Origin of the sequence: Serratia entomophila, assembly GCF_021462285.1 — a bacterium.
GTDB lineage: Bacteria > Pseudomonadota > Gammaproteobacteria > Enterobacterales > Enterobacteriaceae > Serratia > Serratia entomophila.
Genome location: NZ_CP082787.1, coordinates 3,899,269 through 3,919,225, shown reverse-complemented (window position 1 = coordinate 3,919,225; position 19,957 = coordinate 3,899,269). Strand labels below are relative to the sequence as shown.

General features: G+C 57.8%; 17 protein-coding genes. 16 read left to right on the top strand and 1 reads right to left on the bottom strand.

Features of this window, described 5'->3' with window-relative positions; all coding sequences use genetic code 11:
• Positions 1-42: 42 nt before the first annotated feature.
• Positions 43-837, bottom strand: a complete 795-nt coding sequence (gene map / locus KHA73_RS19010) for a type I methionyl aminopeptidase (RefSeq protein WP_234585992.1) — start codon at positions 835-837, stop codon at positions 43-45.
• A gap of 348 nt (positions 838-1,185) precedes the next feature.
• On the opposite strand from map, the gene rpsB reads away from it, so the two are divergent.
• The 16 genes from rpsB (at position 1,186) to dnaE (ending at position 19,947) form a co-directional block, all read left to right on the top strand.
• Positions 1,186-1,911, top strand: coding sequence for a 30S ribosomal protein S2 (gene rpsB, locus KHA73_RS19005; RefSeq protein ID WP_061796733.1), 726 nt, complete (start codon positions 1,186-1,188; stop codon positions 1,909-1,911).
• 128 nt (positions 1,912-2,039) lie between these two features.
• A complete protein-coding gene (gene tsf / locus KHA73_RS19000) occupies positions 2,040-2,891 on the top strand; it encodes a translation elongation factor Ts (protein WP_234585990.1) in 852 nt (283 codons plus the stop codon).
• Between the two features lie 148 nt (positions 2,892-3,039).
• Positions 3,040-3,765, top strand: a complete 726-nt coding sequence (gene pyrH, locus KHA73_RS18995) for a UMP kinase (protein WP_004931940.1) — start codon at positions 3,040-3,042, stop codon at positions 3,763-3,765.
• A 125-nt stretch (positions 3,766-3,890) separates the two neighbouring features.
• Positions 3,891-4,448 (top strand): ribosome recycling factor, encoded by a 558-nt coding sequence (gene frr, locus KHA73_RS18990; RefSeq protein WP_234585989.1) that lies wholly within the window; start codon positions 3,891-3,893, stop codon positions 4,446-4,448.
• A gap of 157 nt (positions 4,449-4,605) precedes the next feature.
• Positions 4,606-5,802 (top strand): 1-deoxy-D-xylulose-5-phosphate reductoisomerase, encoded by a 1,197-nt coding sequence (gene ispC / locus KHA73_RS18985; RefSeq protein ID WP_234585988.1) that lies wholly within the window; start codon positions 4,606-4,608, stop codon positions 5,800-5,802.
• A gap of 277 nt (positions 5,803-6,079) precedes the next feature.
• Entirely contained in the window at positions 6,080-6,838 is a 759-nt protein-coding gene (gene ispU / locus KHA73_RS18980; protein WP_234585987.1) for a (2E,6E)-farnesyl-diphosphate-specific ditrans,polycis-undecaprenyl-diphosphate synthase, read from the top strand.
• 9 nt (positions 6,839-6,847) lie between these two features.
• Positions 6,848-7,696: a phosphatidate cytidylyltransferase gene (cdsA, locus tag KHA73_RS18975; RefSeq protein ID WP_234585986.1), complete on the top strand. Its 849-nt coding sequence runs from the start codon at positions 6,848-6,850 to the stop codon at positions 7,694-7,696.
• Between the two features lie 27 nt (positions 7,697-7,723).
• On the top strand, positions 7,724-9,079 hold the full coding sequence (rseP, locus tag KHA73_RS18970; RefSeq protein WP_234585985.1) for a sigma E protease regulator RseP: 1,356 nt from the start codon (positions 7,724-7,726) through the stop codon (positions 9,077-9,079).
• A 35-nt stretch (positions 9,080-9,114) separates the two neighbouring features.
• On the top strand, positions 9,115-11,541 hold the full coding sequence (gene bamA, locus KHA73_RS18965) for an outer membrane protein assembly factor BamA (RefSeq protein ID WP_234585984.1): 2,427 nt from the start codon (positions 9,115-9,117) through the stop codon (positions 11,539-11,541).
• 156 nt (positions 11,542-11,697) lie between these two features.
• Positions 11,698-12,195, top strand: a complete 498-nt coding sequence (gene skp, locus KHA73_RS18960) for a molecular chaperone Skp (RefSeq protein WP_234585983.1) — start codon at positions 11,698-11,700, stop codon at positions 12,193-12,195.
• A gap of 3 nt (positions 12,196-12,198) precedes the next feature.
• Positions 12,199-13,221, top strand: a complete 1,023-nt coding sequence (lpxD, locus tag KHA73_RS18955; RefSeq protein WP_234585982.1) for a UDP-3-O-(3-hydroxymyristoyl)glucosamine N-acyltransferase — start codon at positions 12,199-12,201, stop codon at positions 13,219-13,221.
• Positions 13,222-13,383: 162 nt separating this feature from the next.
• On the top strand, positions 13,384-13,839 hold the full coding sequence (gene fabZ, locus KHA73_RS18950; protein WP_015673553.1) for a 3-hydroxyacyl-ACP dehydratase FabZ: 456 nt from the start codon (positions 13,384-13,386) through the stop codon (positions 13,837-13,839).
• A 3-nt stretch (positions 13,840-13,842) separates the two neighbouring features.
• A complete protein-coding gene (gene lpxA, locus KHA73_RS18945; RefSeq protein ID WP_234585981.1) occupies positions 13,843-14,631 on the top strand; it encodes an acyl-ACP--UDP-N-acetylglucosamine O-acyltransferase in 789 nt (262 codons plus the stop codon).
• 3 nt (positions 14,632-14,634) lie between these two features.
• Positions 14,635-15,783: a lipid-A-disaccharide synthase gene (gene lpxB, locus KHA73_RS18940; protein ID WP_234585980.1), complete on the top strand. Its 1,149-nt coding sequence runs from the start codon at positions 14,635-14,637 to the stop codon at positions 15,781-15,783.
• Entirely contained in the window at positions 15,780-16,373 is a 594-nt protein-coding gene (rnhB, locus tag KHA73_RS18935) for a ribonuclease HII (RefSeq protein WP_234585979.1), read from the top strand. The genes lpxB and rnhB overlap by 4 nt, the downstream gene beginning before the upstream one ends.
• Before the next feature lie 85 nt (positions 16,374-16,458).
• Positions 16,459-19,947, top strand: coding sequence for a DNA polymerase III subunit alpha (gene dnaE, locus KHA73_RS18930; protein ID WP_234585978.1), 3,489 nt, complete (start codon positions 16,459-16,461; stop codon positions 19,945-19,947).
• The last annotated feature ends 10 nt before the right edge of the window (positions 19,948-19,957 follow it).

Genomic DNA, 19,957 nt, shown 5'->3' with positions numbered 1-19,957 from the left:
CCGGCCTGTGACATCATGCATCGCGGCGAATGGCCGCGGCGCTTACATCTCGTGCGTAATGATGTTGGGGATGGTGTCATCCTTGCGCAACGTCATTATCTCGCAGCCGTTATCAGTGACCACAATAGTATGCTCATACTGCGCCGACAAGCTGCGATCCTTGGTTTTTACCGTCCAGCCGTCTTTCATGGTGCGGATGCGGTAGTCGCCGGCGTTGACCATAGGTTCGATGGTGAAGGCCATGCCCGCCTGCAGCACCACGCCGCCGTCGTCGGCGTCATAGTGCAGCACCTGCGGCTCTTCGTGGAACACTTCGCCGATGCCGTGGCCGCAGTATTCGCGCACTACGGAGAATCTCTCGGCTTCGACGAACTGCTGGATAGCTTTGCCCAGGGTGCGCAGGCGGATGCCCGGTTTCACCATTTTCAGCGCCAGATACAGGCTTTCCTGAGTGACGCGGCACAGGCGCTCGCCCAGAATGGTCGGCTTGCCGACGATGAACATTTTGGAGGTGTCGCCGTGGAAGCCGTCTTTGATGACGGTGACGTCGATATTGACGATATCGCCGTCTTTCAGCGCCTTGTCGTCGCTCGGGATGCCGTGGCACACCACTTCGTTCACCGAGATGCACACGGATTTAGGGAAGCCGTGGTAGCCGAGGCAGGCGGAGATGGCCTGCTGCTCGTTGGTGATGTGCTCGTGGCAGATACGGTCCAGCTCGCCGGTGGTCACGCCAGGTTTGACGTGCGGCTCGATGATCTCCAGCACTTCGGCGGCCAGGCGACCGGCCACGCGCATTTTTTGGATGTCATCGGGTGTTTTAATTGAGATTGCCATGAAATTCGTCCGCAAGTGTCGTTATCGTCGACAATAAGAAGCAATGGCTTATGGTATCAGCCCGGCCGGGGGGCTGCCAAATTTCATTTCCGGCAGGCCGGCCAAACGCAACAAAAGTTGGTGTCCGCGGCGGGATTATGGTATAAAGCGCGCCGGCGATCCGCGACATGGTCCTTGTGACAATGCCGTAAATGGCCGAAAATACTTTAACTGCACTCACATTGTGTAAATAACACACACGTATCGGCACATCCGCCGGGGTGCCTCGAGGTGATTCGTCACCGCCGGGGTCGGCGTTATGGGATACGTGGAGGCATAACCCCAACTAATCTATATAGAGGTTTAATCATGGCAACTGTTTCCATGCGCGACATGCTCAAGGCCGGTGTACACTTCGGTCACCAAACCCGTTACTGGAACCCGAAAATGAAGCCTTTCATCTTCGGCGCTCGTAACAAGGTTCACATCATCAACCTTGAGCAGACCGTACCAATGTTCAACGCCGCTCTGGCTGAACTGACCAAGATCTCTTCCCGTAAAGGCAAGATCCTGTTCGTTGGTACCAAGCGCGCAGCAAGCGAAGCGGTAAAAGAAGCTGCACACAACTGCGACCAGTTCTTCGTGAACCATCGCTGGTTGGGCGGCATGCTGACTAACTGGAAAACCGTTCGTCAGTCCATCAAGCGTTTGAAAGATCTGGAAATCCAGTCCCAAGACGGCACCTTCGACAAGCTGACCAAGAAAGAGGCGCTGATGCGTACTCGCGAACTGGCCAAGCTGGAAAACTCCCTGGGTGGTATCAAGGACATGGGTGGTCTGCCTGACGCTCTGTTCGTCATCGATGCAGATCACGAACACATCGCGATTAAAGAAGCCAACAACCTGGGTATCCCGGTATTCTCTATCGTTGATACCAACTCCGATCCAGACGGCGTTGACTTCATTATCCCTGGTAACGACGACGCAATCCGTGCAGTTAACCTGTACCTGACTGCCGTTGCTACCGCCGTCCGTGAAGGTCGTTCTCAAGATCTGGCCGTTCAGGCGGAAGAAAGCTTCGTAGAAGCTGAATAATAAGGCAAGCTCGTTACTGAGCCCTTATTAACCAGGTATTGACATATGTTGGTTAGGGGGGCCTTAAAGGCCCCCTTTGCTTATCTGAATGAGAACTGTCTCCGCGTGAGATAACCGAGGAAAAAGAAATGGCTGATATTACCGCTGCTCTGGTAAAAGAACTGCGCGAGCGTACCGGCGCTGGCATGATGGATTGTAAGAAAGCGCTGGTCGAAGCCAACGGCGACATCGAGCTGGCAATCGAAAACATGCGTAAATCTGGTGCGATCAAAGCAGCGAAAAAAGCAGGCAACGTAGCTGCTGACGGCGTGATCAAAACCAAGATCGAAGGCAACTACGGCATGATCCTGGAAGTTAACTGCCAGACTGACTTCGTTGCTAAAGACGCCGGTTTCCAGGCGTTCGCTGACAAAGTGCTGGATGCCGCTGTTGCAGGCAAAATCACTGACGTTGACGTGCTGAAAGCACAGTTCGAAGAAGAGCGCGTAGCCCTGGTAGCGAAAATCGGCGAAAACATCAACATTCGTCGTGTTGCTTCCCTGGAAGGCGACGTGCTGGGCAGCTACCTGCACGGCGCGCGCATCGGCGTTCTGATCGCGGCTAAAGGCGCTGACGAAGAGCTGGTTAAGCAAATCGCCATGCACGTTGCGGCAAGCAAGCCAGAATTCGTGAAGCCGGAAGACGTGTCTGCTGAAGTGGTAGAAAAAGAGTACCAGGTTCAGCTGGACATCGCCATGCAGTCTGGCAAGCCGAAAGAAATCGCAGAGAAAATGGTTGAAGGCCGCATGAAGAAATTCACCGGCGAAGTTTCTCTGACCGGTCAGCCTTTCGTTATCGAGCCAAGCAAAACCGTTGGCCAGGTGCTGAAAGAGCACAACGCCGATGTGATCAACTTCATCCGCTTCGAAGTTGGCGAAGGCATCGAGAAAGTTGAAACTGACTTTGCTGCTGAAGTTGCGGCAATGAGCAAACAGTCTTAATGACTGCTAATGGAACCGCCGTCTGGCGGTTCCATATTATCCAGCCAGAATTACACCGTTGGTAAGCCCTGTGGCGTTATACTCAGCTCAGGCGCATTTCATCGGCTGAAATCCCCAATACTAATACTGCTTCTTAGGACAGAACACCATGGCAACCAATGCAAAACCCGTATATCAGCGTATTCTGCTTAAACTGAGTGGCGAAGCCCTGCAAGGTGCAGAAGGTTTTGGTATCGACGCCAGCGTTTTGGATCGCATGGCTCAGGAAGTGAAAGAGCTGGTCGAACTGGGAATTCAGGTCGGTGTAGTTATTGGCGGCGGGAACCTGTTCCGCGGCGCGGGCCTGGCGCAGGCCGGGATGAACCGCGTAGTGGGCGACCACATGGGAATGCTGGCTACCGTGATGAACGGCCTGGCTATGCGTGATGCACTGCACCGTGCCTATGTGAACGCCCGCCTGATGTCGGCAATCCCGCTGAACGGCGTGTGCGACAACTACAGCTGGGCAGAGGCTATTAGCCTGCTGCGCAACAACCGCGTGGTGATCTTCTCCGCCGGCACCGGCAACCCGTTCTTCACCACCGACTCCGCCGCCTGCCTGCGCGGCATCGAGATCGAAGCGGACGTGGTGCTGAAAGCCACCAAAGTGGATGGCGTCTACTCGGCCGACCCGGTTAAAAATCCGGACGCGACGCTGTATGAGCAGTTAACCTATCAGGACGTGCTGGAGCGCGAGCTGAAAGTGATGGACCTGGCGGCGTTTACGCTGGCCCGCGATCACGGCTTGCCGATCCGCGTGTTCAACATGAACAAGCCTGGCGCGCTGCGCCGCGTGGTGATGGGTGAAAACGAAGGTACGCTGATCAGCAAATAAGGCTGTTCACCGCTATTTTTGCGGGGGTGGACGGCGCCAGGCGCTGTCCGCTCTCCCTGAGTAAAATTCACGGGCTATACTCGACGTATCGCCTGCCAAGTAACCAGCTTCCAAGGGTTCGCAACGTGATTAATGAAATCAGAAAAGATGCCGATACACGCATGGAAAAAAGCGTTGAAGCATTCAAAAACCAAATCAGCAAAATTCGTACCGGCCGTGCGTCTCCAAGCATCCTGGACGGCATCATGGTGGAATATTATGGCGCGTCTACCCCGCTGCGTCAGCTGGCCAACGTGACCGTTGAAGACTCCCGCACTCTGGCTATCAACCTGTTTGACCGCTCTCTGGGTTCGGCGGTTGAAAAGGCCATCATGGCTTCCGACCTGGGCCTGAACCCAAGCTCCGCCGGCAGCGTGATCCGCGTTCCGCTTCCTCCGCTGACCGAAGAGCGCCGCAAAGACCTGATCAAAGTGGTGCGCGGCGAAGCCGAGCAGGGCCGCGTGGCCGTGCGCAACGTGCGCCGTGACGCCAACGATAAGGTGAAAGCGCTGCTGAAAGACAAAGAAATCAGCGAAGACGAAGATCGCCGTTCTCAGGACGACATTCAGAAAATGACCGACGCCTACATCAAGCTGCTTGATGCCGCGCTGGCAGAGAAAGAGAAAGAGCTGCTGGATTTCTAATCCGCATCGCGCATAAAAAAAGCGTCGCCTGGGCGGCGCTTTGTTTTTTGTGGCGCAGATCCCGTATTAACGTACTGAAAGATCATGGACAAGCGGTGTCCAAGGTTTCACACTGGAACACCTTCGATCTCATCAGACAGTGATTCAGAGTGAACTCATGAAGCAACTGACTATTCTTGGCTCGACCGGCTCGGTAGGGACCAGCACTCTGGCCGTGGTCAGGGAACATCCCGAACGTTTTGCGATTAAAGCGCTGGTTGCCGGGCGCAACGTGGCGGTAATGGCGCAGCAGTGCATGGAGTTCCGTCCGGCCTTTGCTGCGATGGCGGATGAAAGCGCCGCGCGCGAGCTGCGCGCTATCCTGGCGGAAAATGGCGTCGCTACCGAGGTGATGGCGGGCGAACAGGCGGCTTGCGAGCTGGCCGCGCTGAGCGACGTCGATCAGGTGACGGCGGCGATCGTCGGCGCCGCTGGGCTGCTGCCGACGCTGGCGGCGATCCGCGCCGGCAAGCAGGTGCTGCTGGCGAACAAAGAGTCGCTGGTGACCTGCGGCCGCCTGTTTATGGATGCGGTGCAAAAGAGCCAGGCGCAGCTGCTGCCGCTGGACAGCGAGCATAATGCGATTTTTCAGAGTTTGCCTGAGAGCATTCAGCGCCAGTTGGGATACTCTTCGCTGGACGATCATGGTGTTTCGCGCATCGTGCTTACCGGTTCAGGCGGCCCGTTCCGCGCCACGCCGCTGGATCAGTTCGCCGCGATGACGCCGGATCAGGCCTGCGCCCACCCTAACTGGTCGATGGGCCGCAAGATCTCGGTGGACTCCGCCACCATGATGAACAAAGGTCTGGAATATATTGAGGCCCGCTGGCTGTTTAACGCCTCGGCCGAACAAATGGAAGTCATTCTGCATCCGCAGTCGGTGATCCACTCGATGGTGCGCTACGCCGACGGCAGCGTGTTGGCCCAGCTGGGCACGCCGGACATGCGCACGCCGATCGCCCATGCGATGGCTTACCCGCAGCGGGTGAGTTCCGGCGTGGAAGCGCTGGATTTCTGCCGTATCGGCGCCCTGACCTTCGCCGAGCCTGAACGCGAACGTTACCCTTGCCTGTATTTGGCTATCGAAGCCTTCGACGCCGGCCAGGCGGCGACCACCGCGCTCAATGCGGCCAACGAAGTGGCGGTAGAGGCGTTCCTGCGGGAGCGGATCCGCTTTACCGACATCGCCGACGTGAACCGCAGGGTGGTGGAGCGTCTGTCGTTGCAGGAACCGTCGTGCATCGACGCGGTCATAGAGATAGATCGTCAGGCGCGGGCGGCTGCCAATGAGGTGGTCAAATCGCTGCGCGGTTGATAACGGTTATTATCCGATTTTGTTCGTAATTCGCGCGAGCCGCAGTGGGGCCGTTTGTTCATGCTCTGCTGAGGTGGTATAGTCTGCGCCACTTGTCAGCGGTTATACCGTTGAATAATGGCCCGATTGGCATCTTGAATGCCGATGGCGGCCCGGATATCGCGGGCACCGCCGGGGCAGACTGCAAAGCCGTGTCGGGCACACGGCTTTTTTGCGCGTATGGGCCTGATGTTCCGGAAGGGCAGTTATATTTCTATTGAGGAAATAAGTACGAGTTATGTCGTCCGCAAATCAACAAGAGGCTAATCCGTCCCTACTGGGGCCGCGCCATGTGGCCATTATCATGGATGGCAACGGGCGTTGGGCTAAACGTCAGGGGAAGTTACGTGTCTTCGGTCATAAAGCAGGGGTGAAATCGGTGCGCCGCGCGGTGAGCTTTGCCGCCAACAACCATTTAGATGCGCTCACGCTTTATGCCTTCAGCAGCGAAAACTGGAATCGCCCGGCGCAGGAAGTCTCCGCATTGATGGAGCTTTTTGTTCGGGCCCTGGATAGTGAAGTAAAAAGCCTGCATAAACATAACGTCAGGCTGCGAGTGATCGGCGATATCAGCCGTTTCAGCGCGCGTTTGCAGGAGCGTATTCATCGCTCCGAACAGCTGACGGAAAATAACGATGGCCTGACGCTCAACATCGCCGCCAACTACGGCGGCCGTTGGGATATCATTCAGGGAGTAAGGGAACTGGCCGAGCAGGTGCAGGGCGGCGTATTGCGCCCGGACCAAATCAGCGAAGAGTTATTGAGCGAGCGGGTCTGCATGAGCGATCTGGCGCCGGTGGATTTGGTTATCCGCACCGGCGGCGAACACCGCATCAGTAATTTTCTGCTGTGGCAAATCGCCTATGCCGAACTTTACTTTACTGATGTGCTCTGGCCTGATTTTGATGAACTTGTCTTTGAAGGTGCGCTGAATGCATTTGCACAACGTGAGCGTCGCTTCGGGGGAACAACACCTATCGGCGCCGATGCGTCCTAGGGGGAACATTTGCTGAAGTATCGCCTCATAACTGCTCTGATTTTAATTCCGATCGTTATCGCAGCGCTGTTTTTACTGCCTCCCTTGGCATTCGCTCTGGTAACGCTCGCGGTATGCATGTTAGCTGCCTGGGAGTGGGGCCAACTGGCCGGATTCGCTTCCCGCTCGCAGCGTATTTGGTTGGCGATACTGTGCGGTTTTCTGTTGGTGCTGATGATGCTCAGCGTGCCCGCCTACCACCATTCCGTCGATCTGCCTCAGGTAAGCGGCCCGCTGTGGCTCTCGCTGGCCTGGTGGCTTGCGGCGCTGCTGCTGGTGCTGTTTTATCCCGGGTCAGCGGCGATGTGGCGCAACTCGCGGCCGCTGCGCCTGCTGTTCGGCCTGCTGACTATCGTGCCTTTTTTCTGGGGCATGCTGGCGCTGCGCCAGTTCGGTTATGAACAAAACCCGTTTATCGGCGCCTGGTGGCTGCTGTACGTGATGCTGTTGGTGTGGGGGGCGGATTCCGGTGCCTACATGTTCGGCAAGCTGTTCGGCAAGCATAAGCTGGCGCCGAAGGTGTCGCCGGGTAAAACCTGGGAAGGGCTGATTGGCGGGCTGGTGACGTCGGCGGTGATCTCATGGCTGTTTGGCCGTTACGCGCCGCTAAACATCGTGCCGGCCACCCTGTTGGCCTGTTCGGTGATCGCCGCGCTGGCTTCGGTGCTGGGCGACTTGACCGAGAGCATGTTCAAACGCGAAGCGGGTATCAAGGACAGCGGGCATCTGATACCGGGCCATGGCGGCATACTGGATCGTATCGATAGCCTGACCGCCGCAGTGCCAGTATTTGCCTGCCTGATGCTGTTAGTGTTTTAATCCGTCAATGGCGGGGAGTGAAGGATAATGTTCAGCGTGCTCTGGAACCTGGTAGCGTTTTTGATTGCGCTCGGTGTGTTAATCACCGTGCACGAGTTCGGGCACTTTTGGGTCGCCCGCCGCTGCGGCGTGCGCGTTGAGCGTTTTTCTATCGGCTTCGGCCGTGCGCTTTGGCGCCGCACCGACCGCCAGGGCACCGAATACGTTATCGCGCTGATCCCGCTGGGCGGCTACGTCAAAATGCTGGATGAGCGGGTGGACGCGGTGGCGCCGGAGTTTCGCCACCAGGCCTTCAACAACAAAAGCGTGTGGCAGCGCGCGGCTATCATCAGCGCCGGCCCCATTGCCAATTTCCTGTTTGCTATCTTTGCTTACTGGCTGGTGTTTATCATCGGCGTTCCCAGCTTCCGTCCGGTCATCGGTCAAATCGCGCCGCAGTCCATCGCCGCAAAGGCCGAAATTTCACCCGGAATGGAACTAAAGTCGGTTGACGGTATCGAAACGCCTGATTGGGAATCAGTTCGTTTGGCGCTGGTGGCGAAGATTGGCGATGCGCAAACCGAAGTGGGCGTTGCGCCGTTCGGCTCTTCGCAACAGGTGGTGAAAACCCTGGATTTGCGCCAGTGGAATTTCGAACCGGACAAGCAGGATCCCGTGGTGGCGCTGGGTATTATTCCGCGCGGCCCGCAGATAGAATCAGTGCTCGCCGAGGTGCAGCCGAATTCGGCGGCGCAAAAGGCGGGTTTACAAGCGGGGGACAGGATCGTTAAAGTCGATGGGCAACTGCTGGGTCGTTGGCAAACGCTGGTCAGGCGTATTCACGACGGCCCGGGTCAGCCGCTGGCTTTGGAGATCGAAAGAAACGGCGCCCCCTTGTCTTTGACGCTGATACCGGATACAAAGCCGGTGGGAAAAGACAAATCGGTGGGCTTTGCGGGCGTTATTCCGAAAGTGCTGCCGTTGCCGGACGAGTATAAGACGATTCGTCAGTATGGACCGTTCCCGGCGCTGTATCAGGCCGGTGACAAGACCTGGCAACTGATGAAGCTGACGGTCAACATGCTGGGTAAATTAATAACCGGTGATGTAAAGCTGAACAACCTGAGTGGCCCGATTTCGATTGCACAGGGAGCAGGGGCGTCAGCCGGGGTTGGTTTCGTGTATTATCTGATGTTCCTGGCGTTGATTAGCGTCAACCTGGGGATCATCAACCTGTTCCCATTACCGGTGTTAGATGGTGGGCACCTCCTCTTCCTGGCGATAGAAAAGCTGAAGGGTGGGCCGGTTTCCGAGCGAGTACAGGACTACAGCTACCGCATAGGTTCGATCGTGCTGGTGTTGCTGATGGGTCTTGCACTTTTCAATGATTTTTCTCGCCTTTAGGGGCGGGGATAGGTTAGGAAGAACGCATAACAACGATGGCGATGAAAAAGTTGCTCATAGCGTCGCTGCTGTTTGGCAGCGCCACCGTATACGGTGCAGACGGGTTCGTAGTGAAAGACATTCATTTCGAAGGCCTGCAGCGAGTCGCCGTCGGTGCGGCGTTACTCAACATGCCGGTTCGCGTAGGCGATACCGTCACTGACGATGATATCGGTAATACCATCCGTGCCTTGTTTGCCACCGGCAACTTCGAGGACGTTCGCGTGCTGCGCGATGGTAATACGCTGATTGTTCAGGTTAAGGAACGTCCCACCATCGCCAGCATCACTTTCTCCGGCAACAAGTCGGTGAAAGATGACATGCTCAAGCAGAACCTGGAAGCCTCCGGCGTCCGGGTCGGCGAGGCGCTCGACCGCACCACCATTTCCAGCATTGAAAAAGGGTTGGAAGACTTCTATTACAGCGTCGGTAAATACAGCGCCTCGGTGAAAGCCGTTGTCACGCCGCTGCCGCGCAACCGTGTTGACCTGAAGCTGGTGTTCACGGAAGGGGTCTCCGCCAAGATTCAGCAAATCAACATCGTCGGCAACCATGCCTTCACCAACGACGAACTGATTTCACGCTTCCAACTGCGTGACGAAGTGCCGTGGTGGAACCTGGTCGGCGATCGCAAATACCAGAAACAGAAACTGGCGGGCGATCTCGAAACCCTGCGCAGCTTCTATCTGGACCGCGGCTACGCGCGTTTCAACATCGATTCTACCCAGGTCAGCCTGACGCCGGATAAAAAAGGCATCTACATCACCATCAACATTACCGAAGGCGAGCAGTACAAGCTTTCCGACGTGGTGGTGAACGGCAACCTGGCGGGCCACTCGGCGGAAGTCGCGCAGTTGACCAAAATCGAGCCGGGCGAACTGTACAACGGCAGCAAAGTGACCAAGATGGAAGACAACATCAAAACGATGTTGGGCCGTTATGGTTACGCTTACCCGCGTGTCGCCACCCAGCCTGAAATCAACGACGCGGATAAGACCGTCAAGCTGCACGTGAACGTCGACGCGGGCAACCGCTTCTATGTGCGCCGCATCAAGTTCGAAGGCAACGACACCAGCAAAGATTCCGTACTGCGCCGCGAAATGCGCCAGATGGAAGGCGCCTGGTTGGGCAACGCTCAGGTTGAGCAGGGCAAAGAGCGTCTGAACCGTCTGGGCTACTTCGAGACGGTCGACGTGGAAACCCAGCGCGTGCCGGGCACCGCCGATCAGGTAGACGTGACCTACAAGGTGAAAGAACGCAACACCGGTACCTTCAACTTCGGCGTCGGTTACGGCACCGAGAGCGGCGTCAGCTTCCAGGCGGGCGTGCAGCAGGACAACTGGTTGGGTACCGGCTATTCCGTCGGCATCAGCGGCACCAAGAACGATTACCAGACCTACACCGAGCTGTCGGTTACCGACCCGTACTTCACCGTTGACGGTGTAAGCCTGGGCGGCCGCATATTCTACAACGACTTTAAAGCGGATAACGCCGACCTGTCCGACTATACCAACAAGAGTTACGGTATCGACGGCACGCTGGGCTTCCCAATCAACGAAAACAACTCGTTGCGCACCGGCTTGGGTTACGTGCATAACGGGCTGTCGAACATGCAGCCGCAAATCGCCATGTGGCGCTATCTGGACTCGATGGGGTTGAATCCGAACACCACCGATCGCGCCAGCTACTCGTCTGACGATTTCACCCTGAACCTGGGCTGGACCTACAACAACCTGGACCGCGGTTACTTCCCGACGTCGGGCAACCGCACCACGTTGAACGGCAAGGTCACCATTCCGGGCTCGGACAACGAATACTACAAGGTCACCCTGGACAGCGTGCAGTACGTGCCGATCAACGACGATCGCACCTGGGTGGTGTTGGGTCGTGGCCGTCTGGGTTATGCCGATGGCTTGGGTGGCAAGGAAATGCCGTTCTACGAGAACTTCTATGCCGGTGGTTCGAGCACCGTGCGCGGCTTCCAGTCCAATACCATTGGCCCGAAAGCGGTGTACTACAATTCCAACTCGTACCAGTGCCAGTTTAACGCCGGCAGCACGACCTCACGCCAGAACATCTGTAATTCGGATGACGCGGTGGGCGGTAACGCCATGGCCGTCGCCAGCCTGGAGCTGATCACCCCGACGCCGTTTATCAGCGAGAAATACGCCAACTCGGTGCGTACTTCGCTGTTTATGGATGCGGGTACCGTTTGGGATACCAAATGGGAAAATACCGATCAGACGCGCATGTATGATGTGCCTGACTACAGCAAGGCGAGCAACATCCGCGTTTCCGCCGGTGTCGCGTTGCAGTGGATGTCGCCGTTGGGGCCGTTGGTGTTCTCTTACGCCAACCCGCTCAAGAAGTACGATGGCGACAAGTCCGAGCAGTTCCAGTTTAACATTGGTAAGACCTGGTAACGGGTCCGGCCTCTGGGCAGAACAGTTATTTAGAATCGCAAATGCCAGGCGCCGCGCTGCAGAGGGAGATGATTCTCATTGTTTAGCGGCTTAAGTCTGGCAGATTGTGTACTTCAGTGTCATGTGACACAAATGGGTGATGGTAAGGAGTTTATAGTGAAAAAGTGGTTGTGTGCCGCAGGCCTCGGTTTAGCAATGGCTGCTTCAGCTGGCGTTCAGGCAGCAGATAACATCGCTGTCGTTAACGTCTCCAGCATTTTCCAACAGTTGCCAGCACGTGAAGCCGTCGCTAAACAGCTGGAAAACGAGTTTAAAGGCCGTGCGGGCGAACTCCAGAATATGGAACGTAGCCTTCAGACCAAAATGCAGCGTCTGCAGCGTGATGGCGCTACCATGAAAGCCAGCGATCGCAGCAAGTTGGAAAAAGACGTGATGGCGCAGCGCGAGCAGTTCTCTCAGAAAGCGCAGGCTTTCGAGCAGGACAACCGTCGTCGCCAGATGGAAGAGCGTAACAAAATCCTGAGCCGTATTCAGGACGCTGTGAAATCTGTTGCCAGCAAAGAAGGCTATGACGTAGTGATCGACGCTAACGCCGTTGCCTACGCAGGTTCTTCCAAGGACATCACTGCTGACGTGCTGAAACAGGTTAAATAACACATGCTTTCAATTCGACTGGCTGATTTAGCGCAGCAGTTGGATGCACAATTGCACGGTGATGGCGATCTCGTCATCACCGGCATTGCTTCTATGCATTCGGCACAGGCTGGCCAAATCACGTTTTTGTCAAACAGCCGCTATCAAGAGCAGCTGGCATCCTGCCAGGCGAGCGCCGTGGTGCTCACCGAGGCGGATTTACCACACTGCCGTTCTGCGGCGCTGGTGGTTAAAAACCCTTACCTGACCTACGCGCGCATGGCGCAGCTGATGGATACCACGCCGGCCCCCGCCCAGGATATCGCGCCAAGCGCGGTCATTTCCCCTGAAGCGCGGCTTGGGCAGAACGTCGCCGTTGGCGCGAATGCGGTGATCGAGTCAGGCGCAGTGCTTGGCGATAACGTGGTTATCGGCCCGGGCTGCTTTGTCGGCAAACGCGCACGCATTGGCGCAGGTTCGCGCCTGTGGGCGAACGTCACTATTTATCATGAAGTCGAGATCGGCCAGCGCTGCCTGATCCAGTCCGGCACCGTTATCGGCGCCGACGGTTTCGGCTATGCCAACGAACGCGGCGAGTGGATCAAAATCCCTCAGCTGGGCACGGTGATTATCGGCGATCGCGTCGAGATCGGCGCTTGCACCACCATCGACCGCGGCGCGTTGGATAACACCCAGATCGGGAATGGTGTTATCATCGACAACCAATGCCAGATTGCACATAACGTCGTGATTGGCGACAATACTGCCGTCGCCGGCGGTGTGATCATGGCGGGCAGCCTGAAAATCGGCCGCTACTGCCAGATCGGCGGAGCCAGCGTGATCAATGGTCACATGGAAATCGCCGACAAGGTTGTTGTTACCGGAATGGGAATGGTTATGCGACCAATCACCGAACCTGGGGTATACTCTTCGGGCATTCCGTTACAACCCAACAAGGTTTGGCGTAAAACCGCTGCGTTGGTGATGAATATCGATGAGATTAGCAAACGCTTAAAAGCTGTCGAACGAAAAGTCGGAAAAGACTAGTCATTGCCCGCCCGCTACGCTGGGTACAAAACGAAACGCGTTGGTCATGAGACCAAAAGCGCAAAGAGTTGTTAATTTGCGGCCTGCATGACTTCCTCCTTATTGGGGGCAGCGCAGGCCGTGTTGTTGATGCCATCAGTTTTTAGAGACAGGAAGAGTATTTTGACTACTGACACTCATACTCTGGATATTGCAGAAATTTTGGAGCTGCTTCCTCACCGTTACCCATTCTTGCTGGTCGACCGCGTCCTCGAGTTTGAAGAGCACAAATATCTGCGTGCGGTGAAGAACGTATCTGTGAATGAGCCGTTTTTCCAGGGGCATTTCCCTGGTAAACCGATTTTCCCAGGCGTATTGATTCTGGAAGCCATGGCGCAAGCTACCGGTATCCTGGCGTTTAAAAGCGTCGGTAAACTGGAGCCGGGCGAATTGTACTATTTTGCCGGCATCGATGAAGCCCGCTTCAAGCGCCCGGTAGTGCCAGGCGATCAGATGATCATGGAAGTCACCTTTGAGAAAACCCGCCGTGGCCTGACGCGCTTCAAGGGCGTGGCGACCGTTGACGGTAAAATTGTCTGCGAAGCAACCATGATGTGTGCCCGCAGCCGGGAGGCTTAATCCGTGATTGACCAAACCGCCTTTATCCATCCTAGCGCGATAGTCGAAGAAGGCGCCGTGATCGGCGCCAACGTGCACATCGGCCCTTTCTGCTACGTCGGCTCCCAGGTGGAAATCGGCGCCGGCACGGTGCTGAAGTCCCACGTGGTGGTGAACGGCATTACCAAGATTGGCTGCGATAACCAGATTTATCAGTTCGCCTCCATCGGTGAAGTGAACCAGGATCTGAAATACGCGGGCGAACCGACGCGCGTTGAAGTAGGCGATCGCAACCGCATCCGCGAAAGCGTCACCATTCACCGCGGCACCGCGCAGGGCACCGGCCTGACCAAAGTGGGTAACGATAACCTGCTGATGGTCAATACGCATATCGGGCATGACTGCGTGGTGGGCAACGCCTGCGTGCTGGCCAACAACGCTACGCTCGGTGGACACGTGGAAATCGACGATCACGCCATCATCGGCGGCATGACGGCGATCCACCAGTTCTGCATTATCGGTGCGCATGTGATGGTAGGCGGTTGTTCCGGCGTCGCTCAGGACGTGCCTCCTTTCGTCATCGCGCAGGGCAACCACGCGACGCCGTTCGGCGTCAATGCGATCGGCCTGAAGCGCCGCGGTTTTGACAAGGATGAAATGCAGGCGATCCGTAACGCCTACAAGATCCTGTATCGCAGCGAGAAAACGCTGGATGAAGCGAAAGCGGAAATCGAAGCCCTGGCTAAAGAGCAGCCGGTGGTGCAGCTGTACCTCGATTTCTTCACCCGTTCCACCCGCGGCATCATTCGCTGAGTTATGTCGAATCGTCCATTGACTATCGGATTGGTCGCCGGAGAAACCTCCGGTGACATTCTCGGCGCCGGTTTGATCCGCGCGCTCAAGGCGCAGATCCCCGAAGCGCGTTTCGTTGGCGTCGCCGGCCCGCTGATGCAGGCCGAAGGCTGCGAAGCCTGGTACGAAATGGAAGAGCTGGCGGTCATGGGCGTGGTGGAAGTGCTCGAACGCCTGCCACGCCTGTTGAAGATCCGCAAGGATCTCACCCGCCGCTTCAGCGATCTGAAGCCGGACGTGTTTGTCGGTATCGACGCGCCGGACTTCAACATCACGCTGGAAGGCCGCCTCAAGCAGCGCGGCATTCGCACCATCCACTATGTCAGCCCGTCGGTTTGGGCCTGGCGTCAGAAGCGCGTTTTCAAAATTGGCAAAGCCACCGACCTGGTGCTGGCCTTTCTCCCTTTCGAAAAAGCGTTTTACGATCGTTTCAACGTTCCGTGCCGGTTTATCGGCCACACCATGGCGGACGCCATGCCGCTGCAGCCTGACAGGCTGGCGGCGCGCGCAACGCTGGGCATCGATCCGCAGGCGCGCTGTCTGGCCCTGTTGCCGGGCAGCCGCGGCGCCGAAGTCGAGATGCTGAGCGCCGATTTCCTGAAAACCGCGCAGCTGCTGCGCACCCGCTACCCGGATCTGGAGGTGGTGGTGCCGCTGGTTAACGCCAAGCGGCGCGAGCAGTTTGAACGCATCAAGGCTGAAGTGGCGCCGGAGCTGACTGTCCACCTGCTGAACGGGCAGGGGCGCGAGGCGATGGTGGCCAGCGACGCGGCGTTGCTGGCGTCGGGCACCGCGGCGCTGGAGTGCATGCTGGCCAAATGCCCGATGGTGGTGGGGTACCGCATGAAGCCCTTTACCTTCTGGTTGGCGCAGCGCCTGGTGAAGACGCCTTATGTATCGTTGCCCAACCTGTTGGCGGGCCGGGAAATCGTCACCGAGCTGCTGCAGCACGACTGCGTGCCGGACAAACTGGCCGCTGCGCTGATGCCGCTGTTGGAAGAGAGCCCGCAGACCGAAGCGCTGAAGCAAACCTTCCTTACCTTGCACCAAAGCATCCGTTGCGGTGCTGATGAACAGGCCGCTCAGGCTGTGTTGGAGCTGGCGAAAGCATGATTGAACCCTTTATCTATCCCGCCGCAACGCTGATTGCCGGCGTGGATGAAGTGGGCCGCGGCCCTTTGGTTGGCGCGGTGGTGACCGCCGCGGTGATCCTCGATCCGGCTCAGCCGATTGTCGGCCTGGCGGATTCGAAAAAGCTCAGCGAAAAGCGCCGCCTGGCGCTGTATGACGAAATTGTCGCCAAGGCGCTCTCCTGGAGCCTGGGGCGCGCCGAACCGGAAGAAATCGACCAATTGAACATCCTGCATGCCACCATGTTGGCGATGCAGCGTGCGGTGGCCGGGTTGCATATTGCGCCGGACATGGTTTTAATCGACGGTAACCGCTGCCCGAAGCTGCCGATGCGTTCGCAGGCGGTGGTGAAGGGCGACAGCCGCGTGGCGGAAATCAGCGCTGCGTCGATTCTGGCCAAGGTCACGCGCGATCGCGAAATGACCGAGCTGGATCGCGCTTTCCCGGACTACGGTTTTGCCCAGCATAAGGGCTACCCGACCCCGTTTCATCTGGAGCGGCTGGCCGCGCTGGGGGCCACCGAGCATCACCGCCGCAGCTTTGCGCCGGTGAGAAGGGCGCTGGCGCCGTAATTCGCCGGCCCGGCCGCCCGGGCTGAAATGCGATAGAGTTAACCCGGGCTCGGTGCGCCGAGCCCCTTCATTCAGGTATCTGGATATGGCCGAACCTCGTTTTATTCACCTTCGCGTTCACAGTGACTACTCCATGATCGATGGATTGGCCAAGATTGGACCTTTGGTGAAAAGAGCCGCTGCCTTAGCCATGCCCGCTTTGGCTATCACCGACTTCACCAACCTGTGCGGTCTGGTCAAGTTCTACGGCAGCGCGCACGGCGCCGGGATCAAACCGATCATCGGCGCGGATTTTCATGTGCAAAGCGAGGTGCTGGGCGATGAGCTGGCGCAGCTCACGGTGCTGGCGACCAACAACGAAGGCTACCAGAACCTGACGCTGCTGATTTCCCGCGCCTACCAGCGCGGCTACGGCGCCGCCGGTCCGATTATCGATCGCGACTGGCTGATCGAACACCGCGAAGGGCTGCTGCTGCTGTCCGGCGCACGCCACGGCGACGTCGGCAAGTTTCTGCTGCGCGGCAACCAGCCGCAGGTGGAGCAGTGCCTGGAGTTCTACCAGCAGTATTTCCCCGACAGTTACTACCTGGAACTGATCCGCACCGGCCGGCAGGACGAAGAAAACTATCTGCACGCCGCCGTGGCGTTAGCCACCGAGCGCGGTTTGCCGGTGGTGGCCACCAACGACGTGCGTTTCCTGGTGGAAGACGACTTTGACGCCCATGAAATCCGCGTCGCCATCCACGACGGCTTTACGCTGGACGATCCCAAACGCCCGCGCAACTACAGCCCGCAGCAATATATGCGCAGCGAAGACGAAATGTGCGAGCTGTTCGCCGACATTCCGGAAGCGCTGCTCAACAGCGTAGAGATCGCCAAGCGCTGCAACGTGACCATTCGCCTGGGCGAATACTTCCTGCCGCAGTTCCCGACCGGCGATATGACCACCGAGGATTTCCTGGTGCTCAAGTCGAAGGAAGGGCTGGAAGAGCGTCTCGAGTTCCTGTTCCCCGATCCTGAAGTGCGCGCCCAGCGCCGCCCGGAATACGACGAGCGTCTGGACGTCGAGCTGAGGGTGATCAACCAGATGGGCTTCCCCGGTTACTTCCTGATCGTGATGGAGTTCATCCAGTGGTCGAAGGACAACAACGTGCCGGTTGGCCCGGGCCGCGGCTCCGGCGCCGGTTCGCTGGTGGCCTATGCGCTGAAAATCACCGACCTCGATCCGTTGGAGTTTGACCTGCTGTTCGAACGCTTCCTGAACCCGGAACGTGTCTCGATGCCCGACTTCGACGTCGACTTCTGCATGGAAAAGCGCGATCTGGTGATCGAGCACGTGGCGGAGATGTACGGGCGTGAAGCGGTTTCGCAGATCATCACCTTCGGCACCATGGCGGCGAAAGCGGTTATCCGCGACGTGGGCCGCGTGCTGGGCCACCCTTATGGCTTTGTCGACCGCATATCCAAGCTGGTGCCACCCGATCCGGGCATGACGCTGGAAAAGGCCTTTGCCGCCGAACCGCAGCTGCCGGAGATTTACGAGGCCGACGAAGAGGTCAAGGCGCTGATCGACATGGCGCGCAAGCTGGAAGGGGTGACGCGCAACGCCGGTAAACACGCCGGGGGCGTGGTGATCGCGCCGACCAAGATAACCGACTTTGCGCCGCTGTACTGCGACGCCGAAGGCCACCACCCGGTCACCCAGTTCGACAAGAACGACGTGGAATACGCCGGCCTGGTGAAGTTCGACTTCCTTGGCCTGCGTACCCTGACCATCATCGATTGGGCGCTGGAGATGATCAACGCCCGCCGCGCCAAGAGCGGCGAGCCGCCGATCGACATCGCCGCCATCCCGCTCGATGACAAGAAAAGCTTCGACATGCTGCAGCGCTCGGAAACCACCGCGGTGTTCCAGCTTGAATCGCGCGGCATGAAAGACCTGATCAAACGCCTGAAGCCCGACTGCTTCGAAGACATGATCGCACTGGTGGCGCTGTTCCGCCCCGGCCCGCTGCAGTCCGGCATGGTGGATAACTTCATCGACCGCAAGCACGGGCGCGAAGAGATTTCCTACCCGGATATCCAATGGCAGCACGAGTCGCTCAAACCGGTGCTGGAACCGACTTACGGCATCATCCTGTACCAGGAACAGGTGATGCAGATAGCCCAGGTGCTGGCCGGCTATACGCTGGGCGGCGCGGACATGCTGCGCCGCGCCATGGGCAAGAAGAACCCGGTCGAGATGGCCAAGCAGCGCGGCGGCTTTGAAGACGGTGCGAAATCGCGCGGCATCGACGGCGAGCTGTCGGTCAAAATCTTCGACCTGGTGGAGAAATTCGCCGGTTACGGCTTCAACAAATCGCACTCCGCCGCCTATGCGCTGGTGTCGTACCAGACGCTGTGGCTGAAGGCGCACTACCCGGCCGAGTTTATGGCGGCGGTAATGACCGCCGATATGGACAACACCGATAAAGTGGTGGGGTTGGTGGACGAATGCTGGCGCATGGGGCTGAAAATCCTGCCGCCGGACATCAACAGCGGGCAGTATCACTTCCACGTTAACGACGAAGGCGAAATCGTCTACGGCATCGGCGCCATCAAGGGCGTGGGTGAGGGGCCGATCGAAGCCATCATCGAAGCGCGCAACAGCGGCGAACAGGGCTATTTCAAAGACCTGTTCGACCTGTGCGCGCGTTCCGACATCAAGAAACTGAACCGCCGAATTCTGGAAAAGCTGATCATGTCCGGGGCGTTCGACCGCCTTGGCCCGCACCGCGCCGCGCTGATGAACTCATTGGGCGACGCGCTGAAGGCGGCCGATCAGCACGCCAAAGCCGAAGCTATCGGCCAGGTGGACATGTTTGGCGTACTGGCGGAAGCGCCGGAGCAGGTGGAGCAATCCTACGCCAACGTGCCGCGGTGGCAGGAGCAGGTGGTGCTGGACGGCGAGCGGGAGACGCTGGGGTTATACCTCACCGGCCACCCGATCACCCAGTACCTGAAGGAAATCGAACGCTACGCCGGTGGCCAGCGTTTGAAAGACATGCATCCGACGGATCGGGGCAAGATGACTACCGCCGTCGGGCTGGTGGTCGCCGCGCGGGTGATGGTGACCAAGCGCGGCAACCGCATCGGCATTTGCACGCTGGACGACCGTTCCGGCCGTCTGGAGGTGATGTTATTCACCGAAGCGTTAGAAAAATACCAGCATTTGTTGGAAAAAGACCGTATCCTGATCGCCAGTGGACAGGTCAGCTTTGATGACTTTAGCGGCGGGCTTAAAATGATGGCCCGCGAGGTAATGGACATCAGTGAAGCCCGTGAAAAATACGCTCGCGGGCTTGCTATCTCGCTGACGGACAGGCAAATTGATGACCAGCTTTTGAACCGTCTCCGCCAGTCGTTGGAACCCCATCGCTCGGGGACGATTCCAGTGCATCTCTACTACCAACGGGAAGATGCGCGAGCCAAGCTGCGTTTTGGCGCAACCTGGCGCGTAACGCCCACCGATCGCTTGTTGATAGACTTGCGGACGTTGGTAGGCAATGAGCAGGTGGAACTGGAATTTGACTAATATAGGAATG

Coding starts and splice junctions, on each gene's coding strand:
- map (WP_234585992.1), bottom strand. CDS start 837: ATGGCAATCTCAATTAAAACACCCGATGACATCCAAAAAATGCGCGTG.
- rpsB (WP_061796733.1), top strand. CDS start 1,186: ATGGCAACTGTTTCCATGCGCGACATGCTCAAGGCCGGTGTACACTTC.
- tsf (WP_234585990.1), top strand. CDS start 2,040: ATGGCTGATATTACCGCTGCTCTGGTAAAAGAACTGCGCGAGCGTACC.
- pyrH (WP_004931940.1), top strand. CDS start 3,040: ATGGCAACCAATGCAAAACCCGTATATCAGCGTATTCTGCTTAAACTG.
- ispC (WP_234585988.1), top strand. CDS start 4,606: ATGAAGCAACTGACTATTCTTGGCTCGACCGGCTCGGTAGGGACCAGC.
- ispU (WP_234585987.1), top strand. CDS start 6,080: ATGTCGTCCGCAAATCAACAAGAGGCTAATCCGTCCCTACTGGGGCCG.
- rseP (WP_234585985.1), top strand. CDS start 7,724: ATGTTCAGCGTGCTCTGGAACCTGGTAGCGTTTTTGATTGCGCTCGGT.
- bamA (WP_234585984.1), top strand. CDS start 9,115: ATGGCGATGAAAAAGTTGCTCATAGCGTCGCTGCTGTTTGGCAGCGCC.
- lpxD (WP_234585982.1), top strand. CDS start 12,199: ATGCTTTCAATTCGACTGGCTGATTTAGCGCAGCAGTTGGATGCACAA.
- lpxB (WP_234585980.1), top strand. CDS start 14,635: ATGTCGAATCGTCCATTGACTATCGGATTGGTCGCCGGAGAAACCTCC.
- rnhB (WP_234585979.1), top strand. CDS start 15,780: ATGATTGAACCCTTTATCTATCCCGCCGCAACGCTGATTGCCGGCGTG.
- dnaE (WP_234585978.1), top strand. CDS start 16,459: ATGGCCGAACCTCGTTTTATTCACCTTCGCGTTCACAGTGACTACTCC.